Origin of the sequence: Lactococcus sp. bn62, from assembly GCF_029492705.2 — a bacterium.
In the GTDB taxonomy this organism is placed as follows: Bacteria; Bacillota; Bacilli; order Lactobacillales; family Streptococcaceae; genus Lactococcus; species Lactococcus petauri.
The window spans coordinates 752,417-773,143 of record NZ_CP120417.1; the positions used below are offsets into that span (position 1 = coordinate 752,417).

General features: G+C 36.4%; 20 protein-coding genes, 1 tRNA gene and 2 pseudogenes. 20 read left to right on the top strand and 3 right to left on the bottom strand.

What is annotated here, in order from left to right:
• Window positions 1-86 precede the first annotated feature (86 nt).
• The 19 genes and pseudogenes from trxA (at window position 87) to P3G65_RS04165 (ending at window position 17,107) form a co-directional block, all read left to right on the top strand.
• On the top strand, window positions 87-401 hold the full coding sequence (gene trxA / locus P3G65_RS04075) for a thioredoxin (protein WP_019292011.1): 315 nt from the start codon (window positions 87-89) through the stop codon (window positions 399-401).
• Window positions 402-596: 195 nt separating this feature from the next.
• Entirely contained in the window at window positions 597-800 is a 204-nt protein-coding gene (locus tag P3G65_RS04080; protein WP_004258597.1) for a DUF2969 domain-containing protein, read from the top strand.
• Between the two features lie 89 nt (window positions 801-889).
• Window positions 890-961 (top strand) — tRNA-Gln (locus P3G65_RS04085).
• Window positions 962-1,021: 60 nt separating this feature from the next.
• Window positions 1,022-2,191, top strand: a complete 1,170-nt coding sequence (locus P3G65_RS04090) for a peptidoglycan bridge formation glycyltransferase FemA/FemB family protein (RefSeq protein WP_019292012.1) — start codon at window positions 1,022-1,024, stop codon at window positions 2,189-2,191.
• Between the two features lie 119 nt (window positions 2,192-2,310).
• Window positions 2,311-3,252 carry a 16S rRNA (cytosine(1402)-N(4))-methyltransferase RsmH gene (rsmH, locus tag P3G65_RS04095; protein ID WP_004258590.1) on the top strand — a complete coding sequence of 314 codons (942 nt, stop codon included), beginning with the start codon at window positions 2,311-2,313 and terminating at the stop codon, window positions 3,250-3,252.
• Between the two features lie 31 nt (window positions 3,253-3,283).
• Window positions 3,284-3,664, top strand: coding sequence for a cell division protein FtsL (locus tag P3G65_RS04100; RefSeq protein ID WP_019292013.1), 381 nt, complete (start codon window positions 3,284-3,286; stop codon window positions 3,662-3,664).
• A complete protein-coding gene (locus P3G65_RS04105) occupies window positions 3,661-5,955 on the top strand; it encodes a penicillin-binding transpeptidase domain-containing protein (protein ID WP_284071336.1) in 2,295 nt (764 codons plus the stop codon). The genes P3G65_RS04100 and P3G65_RS04105 overlap by 4 nt, the downstream gene beginning before the upstream one ends.
• Window positions 5,956-6,042: 87 nt before the next feature.
• Window positions 6,043-7,035, top strand: a complete 993-nt coding sequence (mraY, locus tag P3G65_RS04110; RefSeq protein ID WP_284071337.1) for a phospho-N-acetylmuramoyl-pentapeptide-transferase — start codon at window positions 6,043-6,045, stop codon at window positions 7,033-7,035.
• A 223-nt stretch (window positions 7,036-7,258) separates the two neighbouring features.
• Window positions 7,259-7,912 (top strand): GTP pyrophosphokinase family protein, encoded by a 654-nt coding sequence (locus tag P3G65_RS04115; RefSeq protein ID WP_019292016.1) that lies wholly within the window; start codon window positions 7,259-7,261, stop codon window positions 7,910-7,912.
• Entirely contained in the window at window positions 7,912-8,307 is a 396-nt protein-coding gene (locus P3G65_RS04120) for a response regulator transcription factor (protein WP_019292017.1), read from the top strand. Before P3G65_RS04115 ends, P3G65_RS04120 begins: the two co-directional genes overlap by 1 nt.
• Window positions 8,308-8,316: 9 nt before the next feature.
• On the top strand, window positions 8,317-9,702 hold the full coding sequence (locus P3G65_RS04125) for a cell wall metabolism sensor histidine kinase WalK (RefSeq protein ID WP_019335653.1): 1,386 nt from the start codon (window positions 8,317-8,319) through the stop codon (window positions 9,700-9,702).
• A gap of 93 nt (window positions 9,703-9,795) precedes the next feature.
• The gene (gene rplS / locus P3G65_RS04130; RefSeq protein WP_004258564.1) at window positions 9,796-10,146 is read left to right on the top strand and encodes a 50S ribosomal protein L19; all 351 of its coding nucleotides are present in this window, start codon (window positions 9,796-9,798) and stop codon (window positions 10,144-10,146) included.
• A 192-nt stretch (window positions 10,147-10,338) separates the two neighbouring features.
• Window positions 10,339-10,464, top strand: a complete 126-nt coding sequence (locus P3G65_RS04135) for a hypothetical protein (RefSeq protein ID WP_016170978.1) — start codon at window positions 10,339-10,341, stop codon at window positions 10,462-10,464.
• A gap of 144 nt (window positions 10,465-10,608) precedes the next feature.
• The gene (locus P3G65_RS04140; RefSeq protein ID WP_019292019.1) at window positions 10,609-10,845 is read left to right on the top strand and encodes a hypothetical protein; all 237 of its coding nucleotides are present in this window, start codon (window positions 10,609-10,611) and stop codon (window positions 10,843-10,845) included.
• A 214-nt stretch (window positions 10,846-11,059) separates the two neighbouring features.
• Window positions 11,060-11,632, top strand: coding sequence for a hypothetical protein (locus P3G65_RS04145; RefSeq protein WP_019292020.1), 573 nt, complete (start codon window positions 11,060-11,062; stop codon window positions 11,630-11,632).
• Between the two features lie 263 nt (window positions 11,633-11,895).
• Window positions 11,896-12,849 (top strand): alpha/beta hydrolase, encoded by a 954-nt coding sequence (locus P3G65_RS04150; protein ID WP_019292021.1) that lies wholly within the window; start codon window positions 11,896-11,898, stop codon window positions 12,847-12,849.
• A gap of 154 nt (window positions 12,850-13,003) precedes the next feature.
• The gene (locus tag P3G65_RS04155; RefSeq protein WP_019292022.1) at window positions 13,004-13,732 is read left to right on the top strand and encodes a MurR/RpiR family transcriptional regulator; all 729 of its coding nucleotides are present in this window, start codon (window positions 13,004-13,006) and stop codon (window positions 13,730-13,732) included.
• 116 nt (window positions 13,733-13,848) lie between these two features.
• A pseudogene (gene malX, locus P3G65_RS04160) lies at window positions 13,849-15,888 on the top strand (maltose/glucose-specific PTS transporter subunit IIBC); the annotation flags it as partial.
• 49 nt (window positions 15,889-15,937) lie between these two features.
• On the top strand, window positions 15,938-17,107 hold the full coding sequence (locus tag P3G65_RS04165) for a MalY/PatB family protein (RefSeq protein ID WP_019292024.1): 1,170 nt from the start codon (window positions 15,938-15,940) through the stop codon (window positions 17,105-17,107).
• 44 nt (window positions 17,108-17,151) lie between these two features.
• Here the strand turns inward: P3G65_RS04165 and P3G65_RS04170 are convergent, their stop codons facing one another.
• Window positions 17,152-17,682 (bottom strand): TetR-like C-terminal domain-containing protein, encoded by a 531-nt coding sequence (locus P3G65_RS04170; RefSeq protein WP_019292025.1) that lies wholly within the window; start codon window positions 17,680-17,682, stop codon window positions 17,152-17,154.
• Between the two features lie 188 nt (window positions 17,683-17,870).
• On the opposite strand from P3G65_RS04170, the gene P3G65_RS04175 reads away from it, so the two are divergent.
• Window positions 17,871-18,209 (top strand): metal-sulfur cluster assembly factor, encoded by a 339-nt coding sequence (locus P3G65_RS04175; RefSeq protein WP_017369035.1) that lies wholly within the window; start codon window positions 17,871-17,873, stop codon window positions 18,207-18,209.
• An 880-nt stretch (window positions 18,210-19,089) separates the two neighbouring features.
• Here P3G65_RS04175 and P3G65_RS11870 read toward each other — a convergent pair.
• Both P3G65_RS11870 and P3G65_RS04180 read right to left on the bottom strand, forming a co-directional pair.
• The gene (locus P3G65_RS11870; RefSeq protein WP_080763277.1) at window positions 19,090-19,392 is read right to left on the bottom strand and encodes a CPBP family intramembrane glutamic endopeptidase; all 303 of its coding nucleotides are present in this window, start codon (window positions 19,390-19,392) and stop codon (window positions 19,090-19,092) included.
• A gap of 80 nt (window positions 19,393-19,472) precedes the next feature.
• Window positions 19,473-20,630, bottom strand: a pseudogene (locus tag P3G65_RS04180) (IS3 family transposase).
• Window positions 20,631-20,727: the final 97 nt, after the last annotated feature.

The following is a 20,727-nucleotide window of genomic DNA, read 5'->3' on the forward strand; positions in this document are numbered from 1 at the left end:
CTCAAAATATAAAAACAATCATAATATTTGTAAAGTAGATAAAAATTCGCTAGAATGTACTCATAATAAAGAACGAGGAACGAAAAATGGAATATAACATTACTGATGCTACATTTAAAGAAGAAATCAAAGAAGGACTGGTACTAGTAGATTTTTGGGCAACTTGGTGTGGTCCTTGTCGTATGCAAGCTCCAATTCTTGAACAATTAGGAGAAGAACTTGACGAGTCTGAACTTAAAATTTGTAAGTTAGACGTTGATGAAAATCCTGAAACACCTCAAGCTTTTGGCGTTATGAGCATTCCAACTTTGATCTTCTTTAAAGACGGTCAAATGGTGAAACAAGTTGTCGGTGTTCAAACAAAAGCTCAATTGAAGGCAGTTGTAGCAGAACTTTCATAAGAAAATAAAAAGAATGCCTCTTGGGGTATTCCTTTTTTTATTTCAAATTATTGGATATGTTTGACAATAAGGTACAGTGCAATTAAAAGGGAAGACTCACACGAACAAAAACAGCGTGACAAAAACTCGGCAAAATGGTATCATTGAAAAGTTGAGATGGAAATCTCTAGATATGAAGGATAAAGGAGACTGATGATGTCGAAGAAAAAAGATACAGAAATTGAAGTTATTGACACAAAAACAGGTGTTCAAGTCAAATCAGGTAAAAAAATCATCGCTGATATTAATGAAGAAAATGGTAGTTTTGTTGTTGTGGCTTCTGGTAAAGAACTGGCGGTTACCCGAAATTTTGCAGATGCCATGGAAGAAGCAATCAAAGCCTATAATTTAGGCGCCTAATTTTATTTTATATCTCAGAGGTTAGAGTTAATCCTTGAAATCCTCTCATGATTTTGATAAAATATTTACTGTTGTCGAAAGATAGACAGTGGGGTATAGCCAAGCGGTAAGGCAAGGGACTTTGACTCCCTCATGCGTTGGTTCGAATCCAGCTACCCCAGTTGGTCAAACAGGTTCAAACTGAGCCTGTTTTTTTTAATAATTTTTGATAGAATAGAGATATGTACACAGTAAAAATTGGACTCGATCCTCAACTACATGACAAGTTTGTTGCTGCCTCTGGTATGCCAAACCTTTTACAAACCTCAAAATGGGCGACCATCAAAAGCAGTTGGAAATCGGAAATCATTGGATTTTATCAAGATGATAAGCTGGTTGCAAGTAGCTTGGTCCTGATTCGCCCTCTTCCATTGGGATTCACAATGTTTTATATCCCACGCGGAATTTTGATGGATTATACAGATAAAGCTTTATTAAAGTTTGTTCTGTTAGAATTGAAAAAATTTGGTAAAAGTCAAAAAGCACTTTTTATCAAGTTTGATCCGGCTTACAAATTTGACGATGCATATGATCTTCTGACGAATTTAACAAGTGCAGGTGTTGAGTATACTGGACGTACTACAGAAATGCATGATACGATTCAGCCTCGCTACAATGCTGTCATTTATAAAGAAGATTTTTCAGAAGAAAATTTAGATAAAAAAACACGTCAATTTATTCGCAAAGCACGCAATTCTTATCCAGAAGTTACTTTTGGTGGAAAGGAGTTAGTTCCTGTTTTTGCTGAATTGATGAAGAAGACAGAAGCACGTAAAAACGTAAGTCTTCGTAATGCTGATTATTATACAAAACTTTTAGACACCTATGGATCGGATGCTTTTATTACTTTAGTAAAATTTAATATGGCTAAGGTAAAAAAAGATATGGAAGCAAATGTTGAAAAGATTAAAGATAATCAAGCAAAAGCCAAAAATGAAAAACGCTTAAAAACTTTAACTGAAGAACTTGCTATTGCTGAGAAAAACGTTGCGGACATTACGCAGTTTATCGCAGAAAAAGGAGAGATTATTCCGGTAGCAGGAACTTTATCTATCAATGCTTTTGGCGCTGCTGAAACCCTTTATGCTGGGACAGATACAGCATTCCAAAAATATTATCCTTCTTATCTAGTATGGTTTGAAACAATTCAACATGCATTTGAAAATGGAGCAAATACTTTGAATATGGGTGGCCTTGAAAATTCCCTTTCCGAAAAAGATGGATTATTGAAGTTTAAAAAGCACTTCAATCCACGTATTGAGGAATATGTAGGCGAGTTTGACCTCCCTGTAAGTAAACTTCTTTATAAAATGGCAAACGCCATGTATATGCGTCGAAAGACCAAACATTAAGAACAAGAGAAAAAAAGTTTACAATATATTGTAAACCACTATACATTTTGGAGAAAAATGTTATAATGAATATTAGCTATTAGGGAAGGATGGCGTTTTTCGCCTGTAAACTTGTAAACATGGAATTCAAGCATGATACTGTAATGCTACACGAAACTGTTGATATGCTTGAGGTGAAACCTGATGGCATCTATGTGGATGCAACTCTTGGTGGTGCAGGTCACAGTGAGTATCTTTTGAGTAAGTTGACAACAGGTCATCTCTACGCATTTGACCAAGATGATACTGCCCACGAAAATGCAAAGGTTCGTCTTAAAGCTGCTTTGGCGGAAAACAAGGTGACATTGATAAAGAGTAACTTCCGCTACTTACGTTCAAGTCTTGCAGACTTAGGAGTTACAAAAATTGATGGTATTCTTTATGATTTAGGTGTCTCAAGCCCACAGTTTGATGACAGCCAACGTGGTTTTTCTTATAAGAAGGAAGCACGATTAGATATGAGAATGGATCAATCTCAAGCACTTTCTGCATATGAAGTTGTAAATGACTATCCTTATGAGGATTTAGTACGCATCTTTTACCGCTATGGTGAAGAGAAGTTTTCAAAGCAAATTGCTCGAAAGATTGAACAAGCACGTAAGCTTCAACCTATTGAAATGACGACAGAGCTGGCGGATATCATTAAGTCAGCACTTCCTCAAAAAGAGCTCAAGAAAAAAGGCCATCCTGCCAAGCGTATTTTTCAAGCAATCCGAATCGAAGTAAATGACGAACTAGGAGCAGCTGAAGAATCAATAGAAGAAGCGATTGATCTGCTTAACGTTTCTGGACGAATAAGTGTGATTACTTTCCATTCTTTAGAGGATCGTTTAACGAAAACAATTTTTAAAGAATACAGCACAGTTGACGTGCCGAAAGGACTTCCTATGATTCCGAAAGATATGGAAGCAAAACTCAAGTTAGTCAATCGTAAGCCCGTTCTTGCGAGTGAAGAAGAACTTGCTTTTAACAATAGAGCGCACAGTGCTAAGCTTCGTGTGGCTGAAAAACAAAAAGATTAAAACTGATGAAAAAGGAGAGAGGAGAGAAAATATGGCAGCGCAACCTAAAGAATATTTTGACATTGAAACAGCGGCCAAAAAGGACAGCTATGCGATTTCAAAAGACTCATTAGCACCAGAAGTTTTGGCCAAAAAGTTCAAAAGATTTTCTGGGGTTGAAAAAGTATTTTATCTTTCTATGGTAGTCGTAGCCTTGATGCTTGCGGTTACTCAACTCTTCATTCAAACAAAAACGCAAGAAATTGAAAGTAGTACCTTGCACTATAACAGTCAAATTACTGTTAAAGAGCAAAAAAATTCTGAGTATGACCAGAAAATTCAGGAGTTAACATCCCAAGACAAATTACAAAAAGTTACGGATAAGTATGGTATCTCCTACAATTCTGATAATGTATTGAAAGCGACAAAATGAAAAATATTTTTCGAATAATTACTCTCCCTTTCAGACGTATTTCGAAAAAAGCGAAAAAAAGTCATCAAAGACCTGAACAAAATCGTAAACATGTAGGTAAAAGTCTATTTGTAGTAGCTATTGCTCTGTTTGCGATTTTTATATTTCGCTTTGTCTGGATTATTACAGTGAATCAAATCGGTGGTGTAAACATCTCCGAAATGGCTAAGACGAACTATTTAAACACAACGACTGTTTATGCTAAGCGAGGCACAATTTTTGACCGAAATGGTGTGCCACTTGCAGTTGATGCAAGTGATTACACGATTTATGCTGTGCTCGATAAGACACAAGTCGACAATAACAATAATAAGCTTTATGTTGATGAGGCTGACTTTCCGAAAGTTACAGAATTTCTTAATAAAGAATTGGGAATTGACAAGGAGTTGATTGAGCAACAACTCAATTCTGGAAAAGCTCAAGTCCAATTTGGTTCGGCAGGAACAAAGATTCCTCTCGCTAAAATGGAAAAGATAAAAAAAGATGCAGAGAATGCTGGATTAGTAGGTATTGGTTTCACACCTAACTTGACACGTTCTTATCCAGAACCAAATTACGCTTCACAATTTGTAGGTATAGCTTCTTTGAAAACGCCTGGGGATTCTGCCTCTGGTTTGGTTGGAATCAACGGCTTAGAAGCCTCGTTTAATGATGTTCTCAGCGGTACAAATGGTGAGGAAACTTATGAGAAAGACCGTTATGGTCGTCCCTTACCAGGAACAACAACAGTAAGCAAGCAGGTAAAAAATGGTCAAGATCTTTATACAACCTTAGATGCCCGTTTGCAAGGTAATCTTGAATCGCTGATGGATACAGCTGTAGAAAAGTCAGGTGGTCAGCAACTTTCTGCCACACTGATGGATGCACACACAGGTGACATCTTGGCTACAACACAGCGTCCAACAATTACCGCCAATAACTTTAATGATAAAGCAGCGCGGGAACAGCCACATTTCACAGAGAACAGCATGCTTTACCAGTCACAATTTGAACCTGGTTCTGTTATGAAAACTTTCTTGATGGCTTCAGCTTTGGACAGTAATAAAGTGGATCTGAATGCCTCTTACTTCCGTCGTGTCAATCTCTATGATGTCGTTATTAATGACTGGGATGTCAATGAAAGCGAAGATGGAACTTTTAAACTTCCATCAACAGTTACTTTTGCTCAAGGGTTCATGATGTCTAGTAATGCTGGAATGACACGGATTGTTCAAAATATGGGTAGCGACCTCTGGGACAGCTACTTGCGCCGCTTTAAATTCGGTGTTCCAACCCGTATTGGGATGGGTGGAGAACAGTTTGGTGCTCTTCCTGACGATAACCCAGTATCTCAAATCCAATCTTCATTTGGGCAAGGTATCAGTACAACACAAATTCAACTTCTACGTGGTTGGACAAGCTTTGCAAACAAAGGAGAAATGCTTGAACCTCATGTTGTGAATAAAATTGTAGACAAAGATAAAAATACCTATTTGCAAAGTAAGGCAGAAGTTGTTGGACGTCCGGTGTCCGAAGATGCGATAAATAAAACAAAAGATTTGATGGTAGGTGTTAATACTGACCCAACATGGGGAACTTCTTATCTGACAGTAGAATCGCAAGGGCATGAACCTGGCCCGCTCTTCATGGTTAATGGCAATACAATGGCTGTCAAAACAGGTACAGCACAGATTGCATCGGATACAGGTGGCTATATGAAGGGAATGCAAGATAATATTTATTCTGCAGTTGCCATGTATCCACCAGAGAATCCAGATTTCATTTTCTATATGAATATCAAAATTCCATCAAGCACTTGGTCATTGACTTATATCTCAGATGTTGCTAATTCTTTGATTACGCGCGCAGAGCAAATAAAAAACCAAGAAGCAGCTCCACAGGATACTTCAGGTCTGAAGGCTGGAAAAGTTACTCTCGAAGATTACACAGGGAAATCTCCAGGTAACGTTTCAGATAGTCTACGTCGTAATCTTTTAGCACCGATTGTGATTGGTCAAGGTACAAAAGTAACCAAACAATCTGTAGCTAAAGGGCAAGAAGTTGGGGCAAATACACCTGTCATGCTTCTTACTGATGGCGATCATATCATGCCAGATATGTTTAAATGGTCTAAAGAACAAGTTGAGCAACTCGCAAAATGGTACAATCTGAAAATTGAATATCAAGGTTCTGGCGACCATGTGAACACACAAAGTGTGGGAATGGGAACCAAACTTAAAGACAATCAAACAATCACAGTCACAATGAATTAGGCGAAAATTTTCGCCTCTTTCAATTTTGAGCTGAGTAAGCTCTATAAATAAAGGAAACAAAGTTTCTAAGTAACAGTCGGAGGCACTATGTTAATCACTGCATTTTTAGCAGCTCTAGTCGCGTTGGTTTTGACCGCAATTGGAATACCACGCTTTATTATGTTTTTTCATAAGAAAAAACTTGGGGGACAACCCACTCTTGAAGAAGTAAAACAACATGCAAGTAAGTCAGGCACACCAACCATGGGAGGTCTTGTATTTGTAGTTGCAGCCCTCCTAGTTTCAGCAGTATTTGCTCTGATTTTTGCACAATTTACTCCTATGTTCATCACAGCATGGTGGGTATTAGCGATGTACTCTCTGATTGGTTTCTTAGATGACTTCATGAAAATCTTTAGCCAAAAAAATCATGGCGGGCTTAAAGCCAGTCATAAACTCTTAGCCCAAATAGCCACAGGTATTGTTTCTTATCTTATCTTGATGCAGGTGGATAGTACAAATGTACTTAATATCTTGGGGTGGAAAATTTATTTAGGATGGTTCTTTGCAGTTTTCATTATCTTCTGGCTTGTAGGTTGGTCAAATGCCGTGAATCTTACAGATGGTATTGATGGCTTAGCCAGTATCACAGTGGCTATCTCTCTCAGCGCATATGCTGTAATTGCAGCTGCTCAAGGACGATATGATGTCCTACTTATCATTCTTTCTGTCATTGGTGGTTTGATTGCTTTCTTTTTCTTCAACCACAAACCAGCAAAGATCTTTATGGGAGATGTGGGAAGCCTTGGTTTAGGAGGTTTTATTGCCATCGTTTCGATTCTTTTACATGTCGAATGGACGCTCCTTTTGATTGGCTTTATCTATATCTTAGAAACCGTTTCTGTTATGATGCAGGTTTCGTACTTTAAAGTAACACATGGTAAACGTATTTTCCGTATGACGCCGATTCACCATCATTTTGAACTTGGTGGCTTCTCTGGTAAAGGAAAAGGTTGGAGTGAATGGAAGATTGATATTGTCTTTTGGTGTGTGACAGCACTTTTATCTATTTTAGCTTTAGTCATTTATTTTAATATATAAAAAAGAGGGAGGTATTTCCTCTTTTTTTGTCCTCTATTTAAGTTGAGTGCATTTTAAGATTATAATTGTATAATTTTAATTATCTTCAAAGGAGCATGGGCTCCTTTCATTTTATTTGCAACCGTAAGTGGGAAGGGAACAGAGTAGTTTCTAAAGCTGATAAATTTCGCAGCCTCTGGTATAATAGACATATGTGAAAACTCTTTCAAGAATGGAAATGAATATGAATAAAGAAATAAAAACGACCCGCTTTGAAGTTGAAGAGTTTGAGAAACTCAAGCGAAATTTGGTGAAATATGAATGTGCTTTGGCAGTCATCATGACAGAGCTTTCTAATCTTAATGCTTATTACAATGCTTATGAACCTGTTAACCCGATAGAACATATCAAGCAAAGAATTAAATCACCCGAAAGTATTGCAGGCAAGTTGAAGAAAAAAGCCTTACCTGTAACGGCAAAAGCAGCTGAAAAAAATCTTTCAGATATAGCCGGTGTAAGAATTATATGTGCTTATGCCAAAAATATTTATGAAATCGTAGAAATCATTAAAAATCAAGAAGCTTTCAATGTGATCAGTGAAAAAGATTATCTTAATCATCCAAAGCCGAGTGGTTATCGTTCTTATCATATGATACTAGAAGTTAATCTTGGCCCGCTTTTTAATAATGAAGCTCGTCGTGTCGAGATACAACTGCGCACATCGGCAATGGACTTTTGGGCGACATTGGAACATAAGGTTCGCTACAAATATGGCGGTGAAATGCCAGATCACTTAAGTAATGAATTGCAAGTATGTGCTGAGCAGATTCACGCATTAGATAATCGAATGTATTTGATTCATGAACTGGTAGACATGATTAATGAGGAGGAAATATAATGAGTAAAACAATATATATTGCGGATGACGATGATAATATTCGCTTAGCAATCAAAGCTTTTTTGGAAAAAGAAGATTTTAAAGTAGAGGACTTCTCAACTGGTGATCATCTCTTAGAGCGTTTTAATGAAGAGCCAAGTGATTTTGTTATTTTAGATGTGATGATGCCTGGCTCTAACGGATTTACAATCTTGAAAGCTTTACGTGCACAAAGTATCGTACCCATTATTATGTTGACAGCTCGAGACAGTGACTTAGACTATGCGACAGGATTGGATTTGGGCAGTGATGATTACTTCACTAAGCCTTTCAGTCCGATGGAGTTGGTGATGCGTGTTAAAGCTATTTTCCGTCGAATCGAGTTTGAAAAACAAAAAAATGAAGAAGCAGAGTAAGGAGCGATGATGATTAGGAGAAAACCTCTCAGCATCAAGACGCGCTTGCTTCTGACAAATATTGGTTTTGTCTTCTTTGCTTTTCTGTGGATTATCCTCATTTTTAATATCTTGATAAACAGCTATATTAGCAATTCGGCCTCACGGCAGTTATCTCAAGTCAGGATTTATCAAGCACAAGTTACTCCACCCTCAGGAAGTACCTCTGCGGACTTAGAAGATGCACCTCGTGGAAGCTTTAATACTCACCCCGTTGCTTTTAATATCAATGATAATTATGAAGTACAGGATTTGGAAAAAGTTGGTAACTTTGAGAGAGAGACAGCAAATAATATCGCACAAGCTTTAAAAAATCAAAAAGTTCCACTGAGTAAGGTAAAAAATTATCGTCTGGATACGTCAGGAAGTACCTTTTATATTGAAACCATTCGTCAAAGTTCTGGAGAGTATCAAGTCCTATATGTGGATATCACCGGGATTATTAATTTTACAAACTCAGTTAACCTGTTCTTGGTCTCTGTTGCCCTAGCTGTCATTGTCATCCTTAGTCTAGCCGTTACTTTTGTAACGCAGCGCTTGATTAAGCCTTTATCAATTTTAGCGAAATTTGCGACACGTATTGGCCAAGGAGATTTTACTGAATATCAAGGAACATTTCAGGACCGTGAGTTGGCTACTTTAGCACATAATATGAATGTTGCTGCTCGGCAATTGGATCATAACGATAAAAACCAAAAACTCTTCTTTCAAAATGCCTCGCATGAACTTCGGACCCCTTTAATGGCAATAAAAAGTTATGCTGAGGGGATTTCCTATGAGGTGATGGATCCCAAAAAGGCAAGTGAGACAATACTTTATGAGACCGATCGTATGAGTGAGCTAGTAGAAGATCTTCTAACTCTCTCACGCTTAGACAGCCTAAGTGTGCATCAAGAGCTTGTTTACCAAGATGTTCGTCTAATCATGAAAGATATTGCGAAAGAGCAAGAGATATTTGCTGAGCAAAAAGGCATTAAAATTACAACAGTTTTTGATAAAAAAGCGGTGATTCTTACTTGTGATTATAAAGCTTTACGACGAGCAATAAGTAATCTAGTTTCCAATGCTATGCGGTATGTCGAAACAGAAATTGTACTTACCTGTACAAAAAAAGATGGTGCAGTGGTGATTTCGGTTGCTAATGATGGGAGTGGAATTGATCCAGAGACTTTACCACATATCTTCGAGCGTTTTTATAAAGGTGCTGGTGGCGTTCATGGAATTGGTTTAGCGATTGTCCAAACGATAGTCGAACAACACCAAGGGGAGGTATCTGTTGAAAGTGATGAACACCAAACGACTTTTACAATGACTTTTACTAAAAACCCAAAGAAAGCTCTTGAAAAGAAAGCATAAATTTGGTAGAATGTTATAAGTGCCAATTTGGCATAAATAAAACTGTTTATCCGCTGGGCCAATGGCTTTATTGATGAGCAAAAGGAGAAAAAAATGTCTATTTCATTGATCGATTCTATCAATGCAGGTCAACTTCGTTCAGATATCCCTGAATTCCGCGCTGGAGACACTGTACGTGTTCACGCTAAAGTTGTCGAAGGAACTCGTGAACGTATCCAAATGTTCGAAGGTGTTGTTATTGCACGTAAAGGTTCTGGTATCTCAGAAACTTACACTGTTCGTAAAATCTCAAACGGTGTTGGTGTAGAACGTATCTTCCCACTTCACACTCCACGTGTTGAAAAAATCGAAGTTATCCGTCACGGTCGTGTGCGTCGTGCTAAACTTTACTACTTGCGTGCATTGCAAGGTAAAGCGGCTCGTATCCCAGAACGTCGTAAATAATTTTGACTTGTCTAACCGCTCTGTTGAGCGGTTTTTCTTTTTGTTTTATTTTATTGCAAAAGTAGAAACGATAAATTTTATGCTATAATATTCATTGCCTCTAGTGGTATATGGATTTAATGTCTATGAAGTTTGAAGTTATTTAACGATATCCAGTATCAAATGATTTATAGAATGATAAAGGAGACGAATATGCGAAAAAATAAAGATAAAGAATGGTTATCAGGTCCAGGACTTGTTGTTCTAGTTATTATGTCGCCAATAGTGGTCATACTTGCTGTGCAAGCCTTAACAGCAGTTTATACAGTTTTACACTAATTTTTAATTTTCTAAATAACGGTAAAACAAGCTTGAAAATAATAGAAACGGCTGTTATAATACGCCTACAAGGATTCATAAATTTTATGTATTCTTAATCGTATAAAAAATGAAATAAAAGCGTTAACAAACTGTGGAGAAAAAATGAATTTTGAAAATATTAACTCAAGTCTACAAGAGATTTGGAACAGTGCACCAGCAAATTTTTGGTTGGCTCTCTTTGTGTTAGTCATCGCAATTCTCATTTTCTTTTTGCCCGTCAAAATTGCCAGTTCTCGGGGCTTATCTGGGGGACAAATATTCGGAGTTTTTTTGGCTACGATATTTGGTTTCTGGTTTCTAGGATTAATCCTAGCACTTGTCTTGCCTCGTTCAGTTTAATATACATCTTTAGTATGGAGCAGATGTTGGTAATAATAAAGGCATGCAAATATATTTCTAAGGGCTTAATAGCCCTTATTTTTATGGAAAAAAGAGGAGTTAAATTATTTAGAAAAATGAATTGAACAAAACAATCTCATAAATAAAGGAAGCGTTTTCTTGAATGGAACAATTGTGTATGCTACAATGAAGAAAAAGAAAAGCGAGGTATATTATGAATAAGAAACTTCTCTCATTGTTAGCTGTATCAACTTTGTCATTGGGAGTTTTGACAGCTTGTGGATCTGGTGAAAAAAAATCAGAAGAAACAAAAACTGAACAATCAGCTGAAGTGTTTGCTGGGGCAACTGCAGGCACAGATAATTTTGATACCCTTTCTAAAGGACTTTCGAAGGATGGCGCTTGGATTGCGGCCATTAATAAAGACTTAGATGCATCAGACAAAACTTTGAATGTTGAAGGCGAATTTAAAAATAAAGAGGGCGAAGAAGCACGTAAATTAGCCCTTTATACGCAAGATGCAGACCGTAAGGTTACAGATCGCTATACACTTACTGTAAAAAAACTTGAAGTAAATTCTCCACAGTTCTATATTTCAAATGGTACAGTTAAGGGAGATGTTGAAGTAAATGCTGAAGGCTTCCATGGTCAAACTGGGAAAGGTGTTGATGGAGAAGCAATGATTGATGGAAATCTTATCTTTAAAAATCAAGAATTGTTGGATGCTTATAACAAACTTCCTAGCGAAGAACAAGTTAAAGTAACTGGGGAAACGACTGTTAAATAAAAGGGGGCTCCCCTTTTTATTTACCTTACGAGCAAATCGTCTAAATAAGAACGAAAGTATTTTCCGATATCAATTTCTTGTTTTCTCTAACTTTAAATTATAAAATGTTATTAAAATAATATTCAGAAAATTAACGTAGTCCAAGAAATATGAAGAATTACTTCAATATTATGAAGAAATCTTTGATTTTACTGGATTTTGTCCTTGCAATAAAAAATTATCTTTTAAGAAAAGATAATAAAAAGTATTTTTGGAGGTATAAAATGGTAGAAAGAATTTCCTTAGAAACAGCTGCGCTAGAATTTAGTGAAGCAAATGCGCCCCATCCTCGTATTTATGAACTTCCAGTAGAAGAGGGAAGAAGCTTATTAAATGAAGTTCAGGATTCTCCAGTCGCAAAGGAAGACGTTGATATTGAAGATGTCGCTGTTGATACAGGAGACTGGGGGGAAATAAATGTCAGATTTATTCGCCCCCTTAATCAAGAAAAGAAATTACCTGTAATCTTTTATATCCACGGAGCAGGCTGGGTTTTTGGCAATGCACATACACATGATAAACTAATTCGTGAGCTTGCCGTACGGACCAACTCCGTTGTGGTTTTTCCTGAATACTCCCTGTCACCCGAAGCCAAATACCCAACGGCTATTGAGCAAAACTACGCTGTCCTACAACAGCTAAAAGATTTTTCTAACGATAAGAAATTTGATGTAAATCATCTCACTGTAGCTGGAGATTCTGTTGGCGGAAATATGGCCACTGTGATGACACTTTTGACTAAACAAAGAGGCGGTCAAAAGATTGGACAACAAGTTTTGTATTATCCCGTAACAGATGCCAATTTTGATACGGATTCTTACAATGAATTTGCGGAAAACTACTTTTTGACTAAAGAAGGAATGATTTGGTTCTGGAATCAATATACGACAAACGAAGAAGAACGTAATCAAATCACAGCTTCACCGCTTCGTTCGACGAAAGAAGATTTGACAGATTTACCTGCTGCTTTGATTATTACTGGTGAAGCTGATGTTTTGCGAGATGAAGGTGAAGCTTATGCACGTAAATTGCGAGAAGCTGAAGTGGAAGTAACTCAAGTGCGTTTCCAAGCCATTATCCATGACTTTGTTATGGTGAATTCAATGAATGATACTAATGCGACACGTGCCGCGATGACACTCTCCACTGAGTGGATCAACGAAAAAAACAGTAAATAAGATAATGAGATAAAAGGAGTCTATAAGATAGGCTCTTTTTTGTGGAAAATTATGCTGCATGATTTGACATATTTAAGCGTTTTTATTTTAAAAAGAAACTATGGTAGAATAAAAGATAAGTGAAAGGCTTAAAAAGTCAAAAAAGAGGATAAATATGCTGAGTTTTCAGGAACGCGTAAAAAATAAAGAGAATAAGTTAACAGAGTTGGAAGAAGACTTGGTAGACTACATCTTGAAAAATAAAGAAGCGGTGAGTCAGACCAAGATTGTTATTTTATCACAGAAATTTTACACTGTGCCCAATACAATAACTCGTTTCTGTAAAAAATTAGGCTATGAAAATTTCTCTGAATTTAAGATTAACCTCAAACAGGAGCTTACAACTCCTGAAAGTATGAATGCACATAAGCATATTCTTTTAAAAAACTTTGATCTAATCGATAAAGAAAGAAAAATGAAGGTTGTGCAGCTAATGCAAAGAGCCAAGAGTGTAAATTTTTATGCGCTAGATCAAACAGGCCTTCTGACGAAGATGTATGTAAAAAGTCTCTTTGCTCTCGATGACAAATTTCAATTTTATGAATATCAGCAGGAAATGAAAAAGAAGATTTTAAGCTCTTCTCATGAAGTATTCTTTTTTGTTTCTTTATCTGGGGAAACACCTTCTGTTTTGGAATTAGCAGAACTGGCCAAATCCAGAAATCATAAATTGATTAGCCTTACCAATTTAACTGAAAATAGTTTGGTACAAATAGCTGATATCCCTCTTTATTGCTTAACACAAAAGGAAGAAGTAAATGGATATGACACGACCGATAAGACACCTTTACTTTTGGTTTTGCAATCACTTTACTACACTTATCGTGGAATTTTACACATTTAAAAAAATACTTTCAAATGAGAAGGTGTTTTTTTAGTAATTTTCGTGAAAGCGTTTTACATTGTGTTAATATTAACTTACAACAAAAATATAAAGGTAGGTTAAAAGATGAGTAACCAAAAAACCTCTATTCTCCTTTTGAGGGAGAAATTATCCCATTGCAGGATGTTAAAGACCCTATTTTCTCTGAAAAAACAATGGGAGATGGGTATGCTGTAGAACCAACAGGTGAAACAATCTATGCACCAGTTTCTGGTACAGTAAGAATGGTTCAAGGACATGCTGCTGGATTTAGTACTGCAGATGATTTGCAGGTATTACTTCATATTGGTATTGATACGGTCAGTCTGGATAAGGCAGTGTTTGAGTTTACCATCAAAGAAGAGGAAGCTGTTAAAGCGGGCCAAGTAATTGGGCGCGTGAATTGGAAAGCGGTCGAAGATGCTGGACTTGAAAAAACAGCCATTGTTGTTATTACAAATACAGCAGAAAAATTAAAGAGTATGACGATCAGTGCCTCAGGAAAGGTAAAAGGAGGTTCACCAATAGGAAAAGCTTTGGCTAAAGGTACCGAAATAAAAACTAAAGTGCCACAAGCCAAGAAAAAGAAAAAATTTGCCCTAGGTGGTTTCTTCCAAGAATTAGGTAAAACTTTTATGCTCCCTGTAGCCTTAATGGCTTTTATGGGGCTTCTTTTAGGGCTAGGAAGTTCGTTTTCGAGTCAATCTACTATTGATGCTTTTCCTTTCTTAGGAAACGAAGTACTGCAAGTAGTCTTTCGTTTCTTTTCAGCCATTGGCGGTTTTGCCTTCAGTAACTTACCCGTGATGTTTGCTATGGCTATTCCTCTCGGTTTAGCTAAGAAAGAAAAAGGTGTAGCAGCTTTCTCAGGATTCGTTGGCTATATGGTTATGAATCTTTCTATCAACTTCTTTTTGACTGAACGTGGACAGCTTGCTGATCCTGAACTCATGCAAAAGGCTGGGCAAGGTATGGCTTTGGGTGTCCAAACTATCGAAATGGGTGTTCTTGGAGGTATCATTACTGGTATTATTGTTTACAACCTCCACAAGAAATTTTACAACATTCAACTTTCAGATAGTTTTGCTTTCTTTGGCGGATCAAGGTTTGTACCAATTATTACTGCATTAGTTATGGCTTTGGTAGGTCTCGCGATTCCTGTCATTTGGCCACTGTTTGCCCTTCTTATCCAGCAAGTCGGCAACTTGATTCAACGTGCAGGTATTTTTGGGCCATTTCTCTTTTTCTCTGGCGAACGTCTGCTTTTACCCTTTGGTTTGCATCACATTCTTGTTGCAACCATTCGCTTTACTCAGGCTGGTGGAACAGCGCTCATTGATGGACATGAAGTTTACGGTGCTTTAAATATTTTCTATGCCGAATTAGCAAATCGTTTACCAATTTCCGGCTCTGCGACAGCTTTCTTGTCTCAAGGAAAAATGCCAACGTTTATGTTTGGGCTCCCAGCAGCAGCGCTTGCCATGTATCGTACAGCAAAACCGGAAAATCGAGCAAAAGTCAAAGGGCTCCTGATTTCTGGTGTGATTGCTACTTTTGTAACAGGGATAACAGAACCAATTGAGTTTCTCTTCTTGTTTATCAGTCCATTCCTTTGGATTTTCCACGTGATTATGACTGGTCTAGGAGCAATGATTGTTAGCCTATTAGGCGTAAAAATTGGTAATACAGATGGTGGCGTGCTCGACTTCCTTATCTTTGGGGTAATGCAAGGCTCATATACACAATGGTTCTTGATTCCTCTCGTGGGTGCCTTTTGGTTTGCGGCTTACTACTTCACATTTAAAAAGGTTATCTTATGGAAAAACTTGAAAACACCAGGACGTGAAGCTGTACTCGAACCGGAATATTCAGAGCAAGAAATAGCACATGGAGGCAATACATCTGGATATAATGCCGAAGCAATCTTAGCTGCATTGGGTGGAAAAGAGAATATTGTCACACTCGACAACTGTATTACACGTCTCCGTTTGATTTTAAATGATGGCGACCTTGTTGAAGATGACAAGCTTAAAGATTTAGGTGCTTTAGGAGTCGTACATTTAGATGATACAAGTGTTCAAGTTATTATTGGAACGAAAGTAACGACTGTCCGCAACGCCTTGGACAATTTGATTTAGAAGGAGAACCGTAAAACAAGGCAAACGTCTTGTTTTACCATTTATTGATATGACAGAATTTGATAAAATAATTGAGCGAAAAGGAACGTTTTGTACACAGTGGGATTTTGTAGAAGATCGTTTTGGTCAGAAAGATTTATTGCCTTTTACCATTTCAGATACTGATTTTGCTATCCCAGAGACGGTTAATCAGGCATTGCAAAAGAGGATTCAACATCCGATTTACGGATATACGCGTTGGAATCATAAGCATTTCAAATCAGCTGTCTCTGCGTGGTATCAAAAACAGTTTGATTTTGCGATTGAGGAGGACTGGATTTTGTATAGCCCAAGTGTGATTTACTCTCTTTCTCAGTTGATTGAAATCAAGTCTCAGCCCCAAGAAGGTGTTGTTGTCCAGACCCCAGCTTATGATGCTTTCTTTAAAACCATTACAGCTAACAATCGTTTGTGTGTGGAAAATCCATTGATTTTTAACGAAGGAAAGTATACGATTGATTTTATAGATTTAGAAGAAAAACTCGCACATCCGAACAACAAAATCCTTCTCTTTTGTTCGCCCCATAACCCTACAGGACGTGTGTGGACAAGTGAAGAGCTACAACAAGTGGTATTGCTTTGTCAAAAGTACGATGTCTTCTTAATTTCAGATGAAATTCACATGGATGTTTTACGCAAGGATAAGCAACACCACCCGATTTTGCAATACGGTACAGAAAATATTGCTCTTTTAACATCTGCCAGCAAAACCTTTAATTTTCCAGGATTGATTTTTTCCTATTTATTAATTCCAAATGAGAATCTTCGTGAAGAATTTTGTCAACATTTAAAGGAAAAAGATGGGCTCTCTTCTTGCAGCATTTTAGGAATGGAAGCGACGATTTCAGCTTACCAGACATCTGATATATGGCTGGAAGAATTGAAAAACTATTTGGACGATACGGTAGACTTCACGCGAACTTTTTTAAAAGAGTATTTGCCAAAAATAAAGCTTATCGAATCAGAAGCAACTTACCTTTTGTGGCTTGATGTTTCAGAACAGGGTGTTCCTATGGATAAGTTACAACAAGCATTAATCAACATAGGAAAAGTAGCTATTATGGATGGAGAAGTATACGGTCAGGAAGGAAGGAACTTTCTCCGACTAAACATTGGCTGTTCACGAGCCAAGGTAAAAGATGGACTCGAAAGACTACTTAAAAGTATTCAAGCTTTATAAAAAAATATCCAAACATAGGGTTTGGATATTTTGGGGATAATTAATTAGTTGATAAGCTTACTGAGTATTTTTGTAATTTCTTCAGGTGTTTCTTTACGCTTACGACGAATCCAGGCCTGTGTAAGACCAAACATAGCATTAGCATAATAAGTTGCAGCATAAATTTTACCTAAGCGACCGAGGTTATTTCTTCTTGAATCTCTTGGAATAATTGAGTTTTCAATCATACTTTTTAACTTCGCTTGCATGAATTGATGGATTTCCTTGCTGCCGTTCTCAGAAAGCAGGGCTGCGTAGATTTCGTTATTATCTAAAAATTCATAGGTTTCAAGCATTGTTTTTTGCAAGTCTCCATCATTTTTTTCAAAGACATATTGAATTGTGTTGATCAATGTTTTTTGATATTGATCAATCATTTCATACTTGTCTTGATAATGCGTATAAAATCCGCTCCGACTAATCTTTGCAACTTTGACAAGCTCAGTGGTTGTAATTTGATCAAATGGCTTTTCATGTAAAAGTTGAGTCATTGCATCGCGAAGTCGCGCTTTTGTACGTTCTTTTCTATTCTCCACAGTGTATCCTTTTCCCTACACAGCAAGTGCTGTCTTAAAACTTTATATCACTATAATTATAACAATTTTTAGACGTTGTGTCTATAAAATGATTTATAAATTATCTTTTACTCTTCTCGTCAAATTTTTAAAAATATGGTAGAATAACAATGTTAAATAGATTTTACAATGAGAATGTGGAGAAATTTATGAGTGAAGAAAGCAAATATTCTGATACACAAATAGAAGAAATTAAAACAAAGATTTTAGCAGCCTTGGAGACTGTTATTGACCCTGAGCTAGGTATTGATATCATTAACTTGGGCTTGGTCTATGAAATTTCCTTTGAAGACAATGGGTTTACTGAAGTCAAAATGACACTGACAACAATGGGTTGTCCGCTAGCAGACGTTTTGACTGATCAAATTCATGATGCGCTCAAAGAAGTTGAAGAAGTAACTGAAATCAAAGTCAACCTCGTCTGGTATCCAGCGTGGACAGTAGATAAAATGAGCCGCTATGCGCGTATCGCTTTAGGGATTCGCTAATATTGGTATAACTGGATTTAAGAGGCTCTTGATAAAAATATTAACTCTTTAAAAGTACATTTAGTACGGTATCTAAGCCATCTTGAAAAAAATTTTATTGTTGTTAAATCTAGTAAAAACAGAGGAAAACAACATGGAAATTTCAATCCAATCAGTAATTCAAGAAATGCTTTTTGACAATAAAGCAAGAGGATTGTCGAAAAATACAATTATATTCAGAGAAAAAACACGAAAGGTTTTCTCTGTTTTTTTTTGTACCAAAATGATATTTTAAATATTAGCGAAATCAAACCAATTCATATAAAACAATATTTAGTTGACAGACTAGAATGTGGCTACTCGGAAACATCTGTTAATGAACAGTTGGGAATTATCAGGGCATTTGTTTGCATACTGTGTATCGTGTTTAATAAAGAAATTAATATGATTGATTTGGCTAACCATATAAACTCATAAAGTTGTAAAATGTATGGTTTCTGTTTATCTTTTCTTCTATTTTCTCTTGGAAAAAATTTTGAGCACTTCTACATAGTTAAATACTATGATAAAACTACCCACTAAGAAGTGAGTAGATATCATTATTTTGATATTTATTAAACAGGTTTTTCAATAATAAATGTTAATGTATAAAATAAATCAGTCAAAAGAAATAGAAGTATTATCATTCCCAAAGCAAGTAGTATTATTATAACTCCTAAGTGTAAGACTAAATCTAGATGTTTGTTTTTAAGCAAATTATAACTCCGGTATTTTTATGTGAATGTATAGTTTGGCCAGGCTAATTCTATTAAAAGAAAAAGTAAATAAAAATACTAGGCTATGGGTAATCTAGTATTTTTAAGAAGATTAAGTTAGAAAAAATATTATTCTTCCAACAAAATTAAGTAAATAGTAATGGAAATACGACTATACCAGATAGATTATTGATCATGTGTAAGGTCCAAGCATAGGCGATATTTTTTTTGGATATAATATATGAGATAGTTATAACGATAGATAAGGGTATATAGCTAAATATATCCATAATATTCCCATCCACATGCAAAAGTGCAAATGCTAACAAAGAAAAAACAATCGCAAATTTTTCATTGATAAAAGTGGATAAGTCTTTAATGAGGATTCTTCTAAAGATAATTTCTTCAAGTAATGGACCTAATATACCAAATAATATTGCACTATAAATTAATGGGACAGTACTTACGGCGTCACTAACTCCTTGTTCATTTTCAGTACTACCTAAGTTTCTGGACTAATGTCAAATATTTAGACACAAAATGAGCTATATTTTCTTAAAATAGTTTTCTTCTTTCTGATTTGGAGTTAAACCATTGTTTGCGGAATGAGGATTATAGTTGTTATAAAACTGTTCGATGTATTCAAAGCAAGAGAGTTGAACTTCTTGAATGGAGTGATAAGTTCTTCTGTTTATTTCCCGTTGTTTGAGGTACTTGAAAAAGGCCTCAGTGACAGCATTATCATAAGGATATCCAGGTTTGGAGTAAGAAGCAAGCAATTGATGCTCATCTAATATTTTTCTAAAGGAAGCTGATTTAAATTGGCTACCTTGATCCGAATGAAAAATGATTGGTTCCTTAGGCTTCCTCTTATTTATAGCCATCCCTAATGTGTCACAGGCAAGTTTAGCATCAATCCTGTCACTTACTTTCCAAGCAATACATTTTCTAGAGTAGAGGTCAAGGATGGCGCAGAGATAAACATGCCGTCTATGTCCTATAGAAATATAAGTGAAATCAGTTGTCCATACTTGATTCGGGGACTTAGGATTAAATTCTTGTTTAAGGAGATTATCAGAAGAAAATGCAGGAGAGTGTTTTGATTTAACTCTAGGTTTAATCGTTGACATTTTAGGGAGTGTCATAGACTTGAGAAGTCTTAAGATACGCCCCTCAGAAATATTAACGCCATAATCACGCAGGAGAATAATTTTAAAAGCTCTCGTTCCAATTCTTTTCTTGGCTTTCATATAAATCTCAAGGAGTAATTTTCTCAAGCGTTGATTTTCTATTTCACGTTTTGAGGGCTTCTTGTTTATGAAGTTATAGTAGGTGGAACGATTGACATGTAAAACACGACAGAGCATAACTGTCGTGTGTTCAAATCGGAGTCTATAGACTGCTTTTAATCTCACTTGGAGTTTTGCATGAATATGGCACTTGCTTTTTTTAAGATAAGATTTTCTTCTTCGAGTTGGGCATTCCTTTTTTGTAATTCTTGAATCTGTTTAGCAGTCAAGACCGTATTATCTTCAAGACGAACTTGAGAGTACTGGTTGATCCATTTTGCAAGTGCAGAAGGGGAGACACCATAGTCTTTACAGAGTTCGGATTGAGTTTTACCTGTTTGGTAGAGATTAACGAGAGATTGCTTAAATTCCTCGTCGTAACGTTTAAAACCTGACATAAAAGTCCTTTCATTTTTGTGTCTTAATAGACAGATTATAACACACAATTTTCTGTCCACTTTTATAGTATAGCTCCAAAAGAATAAAAGTGGGAAG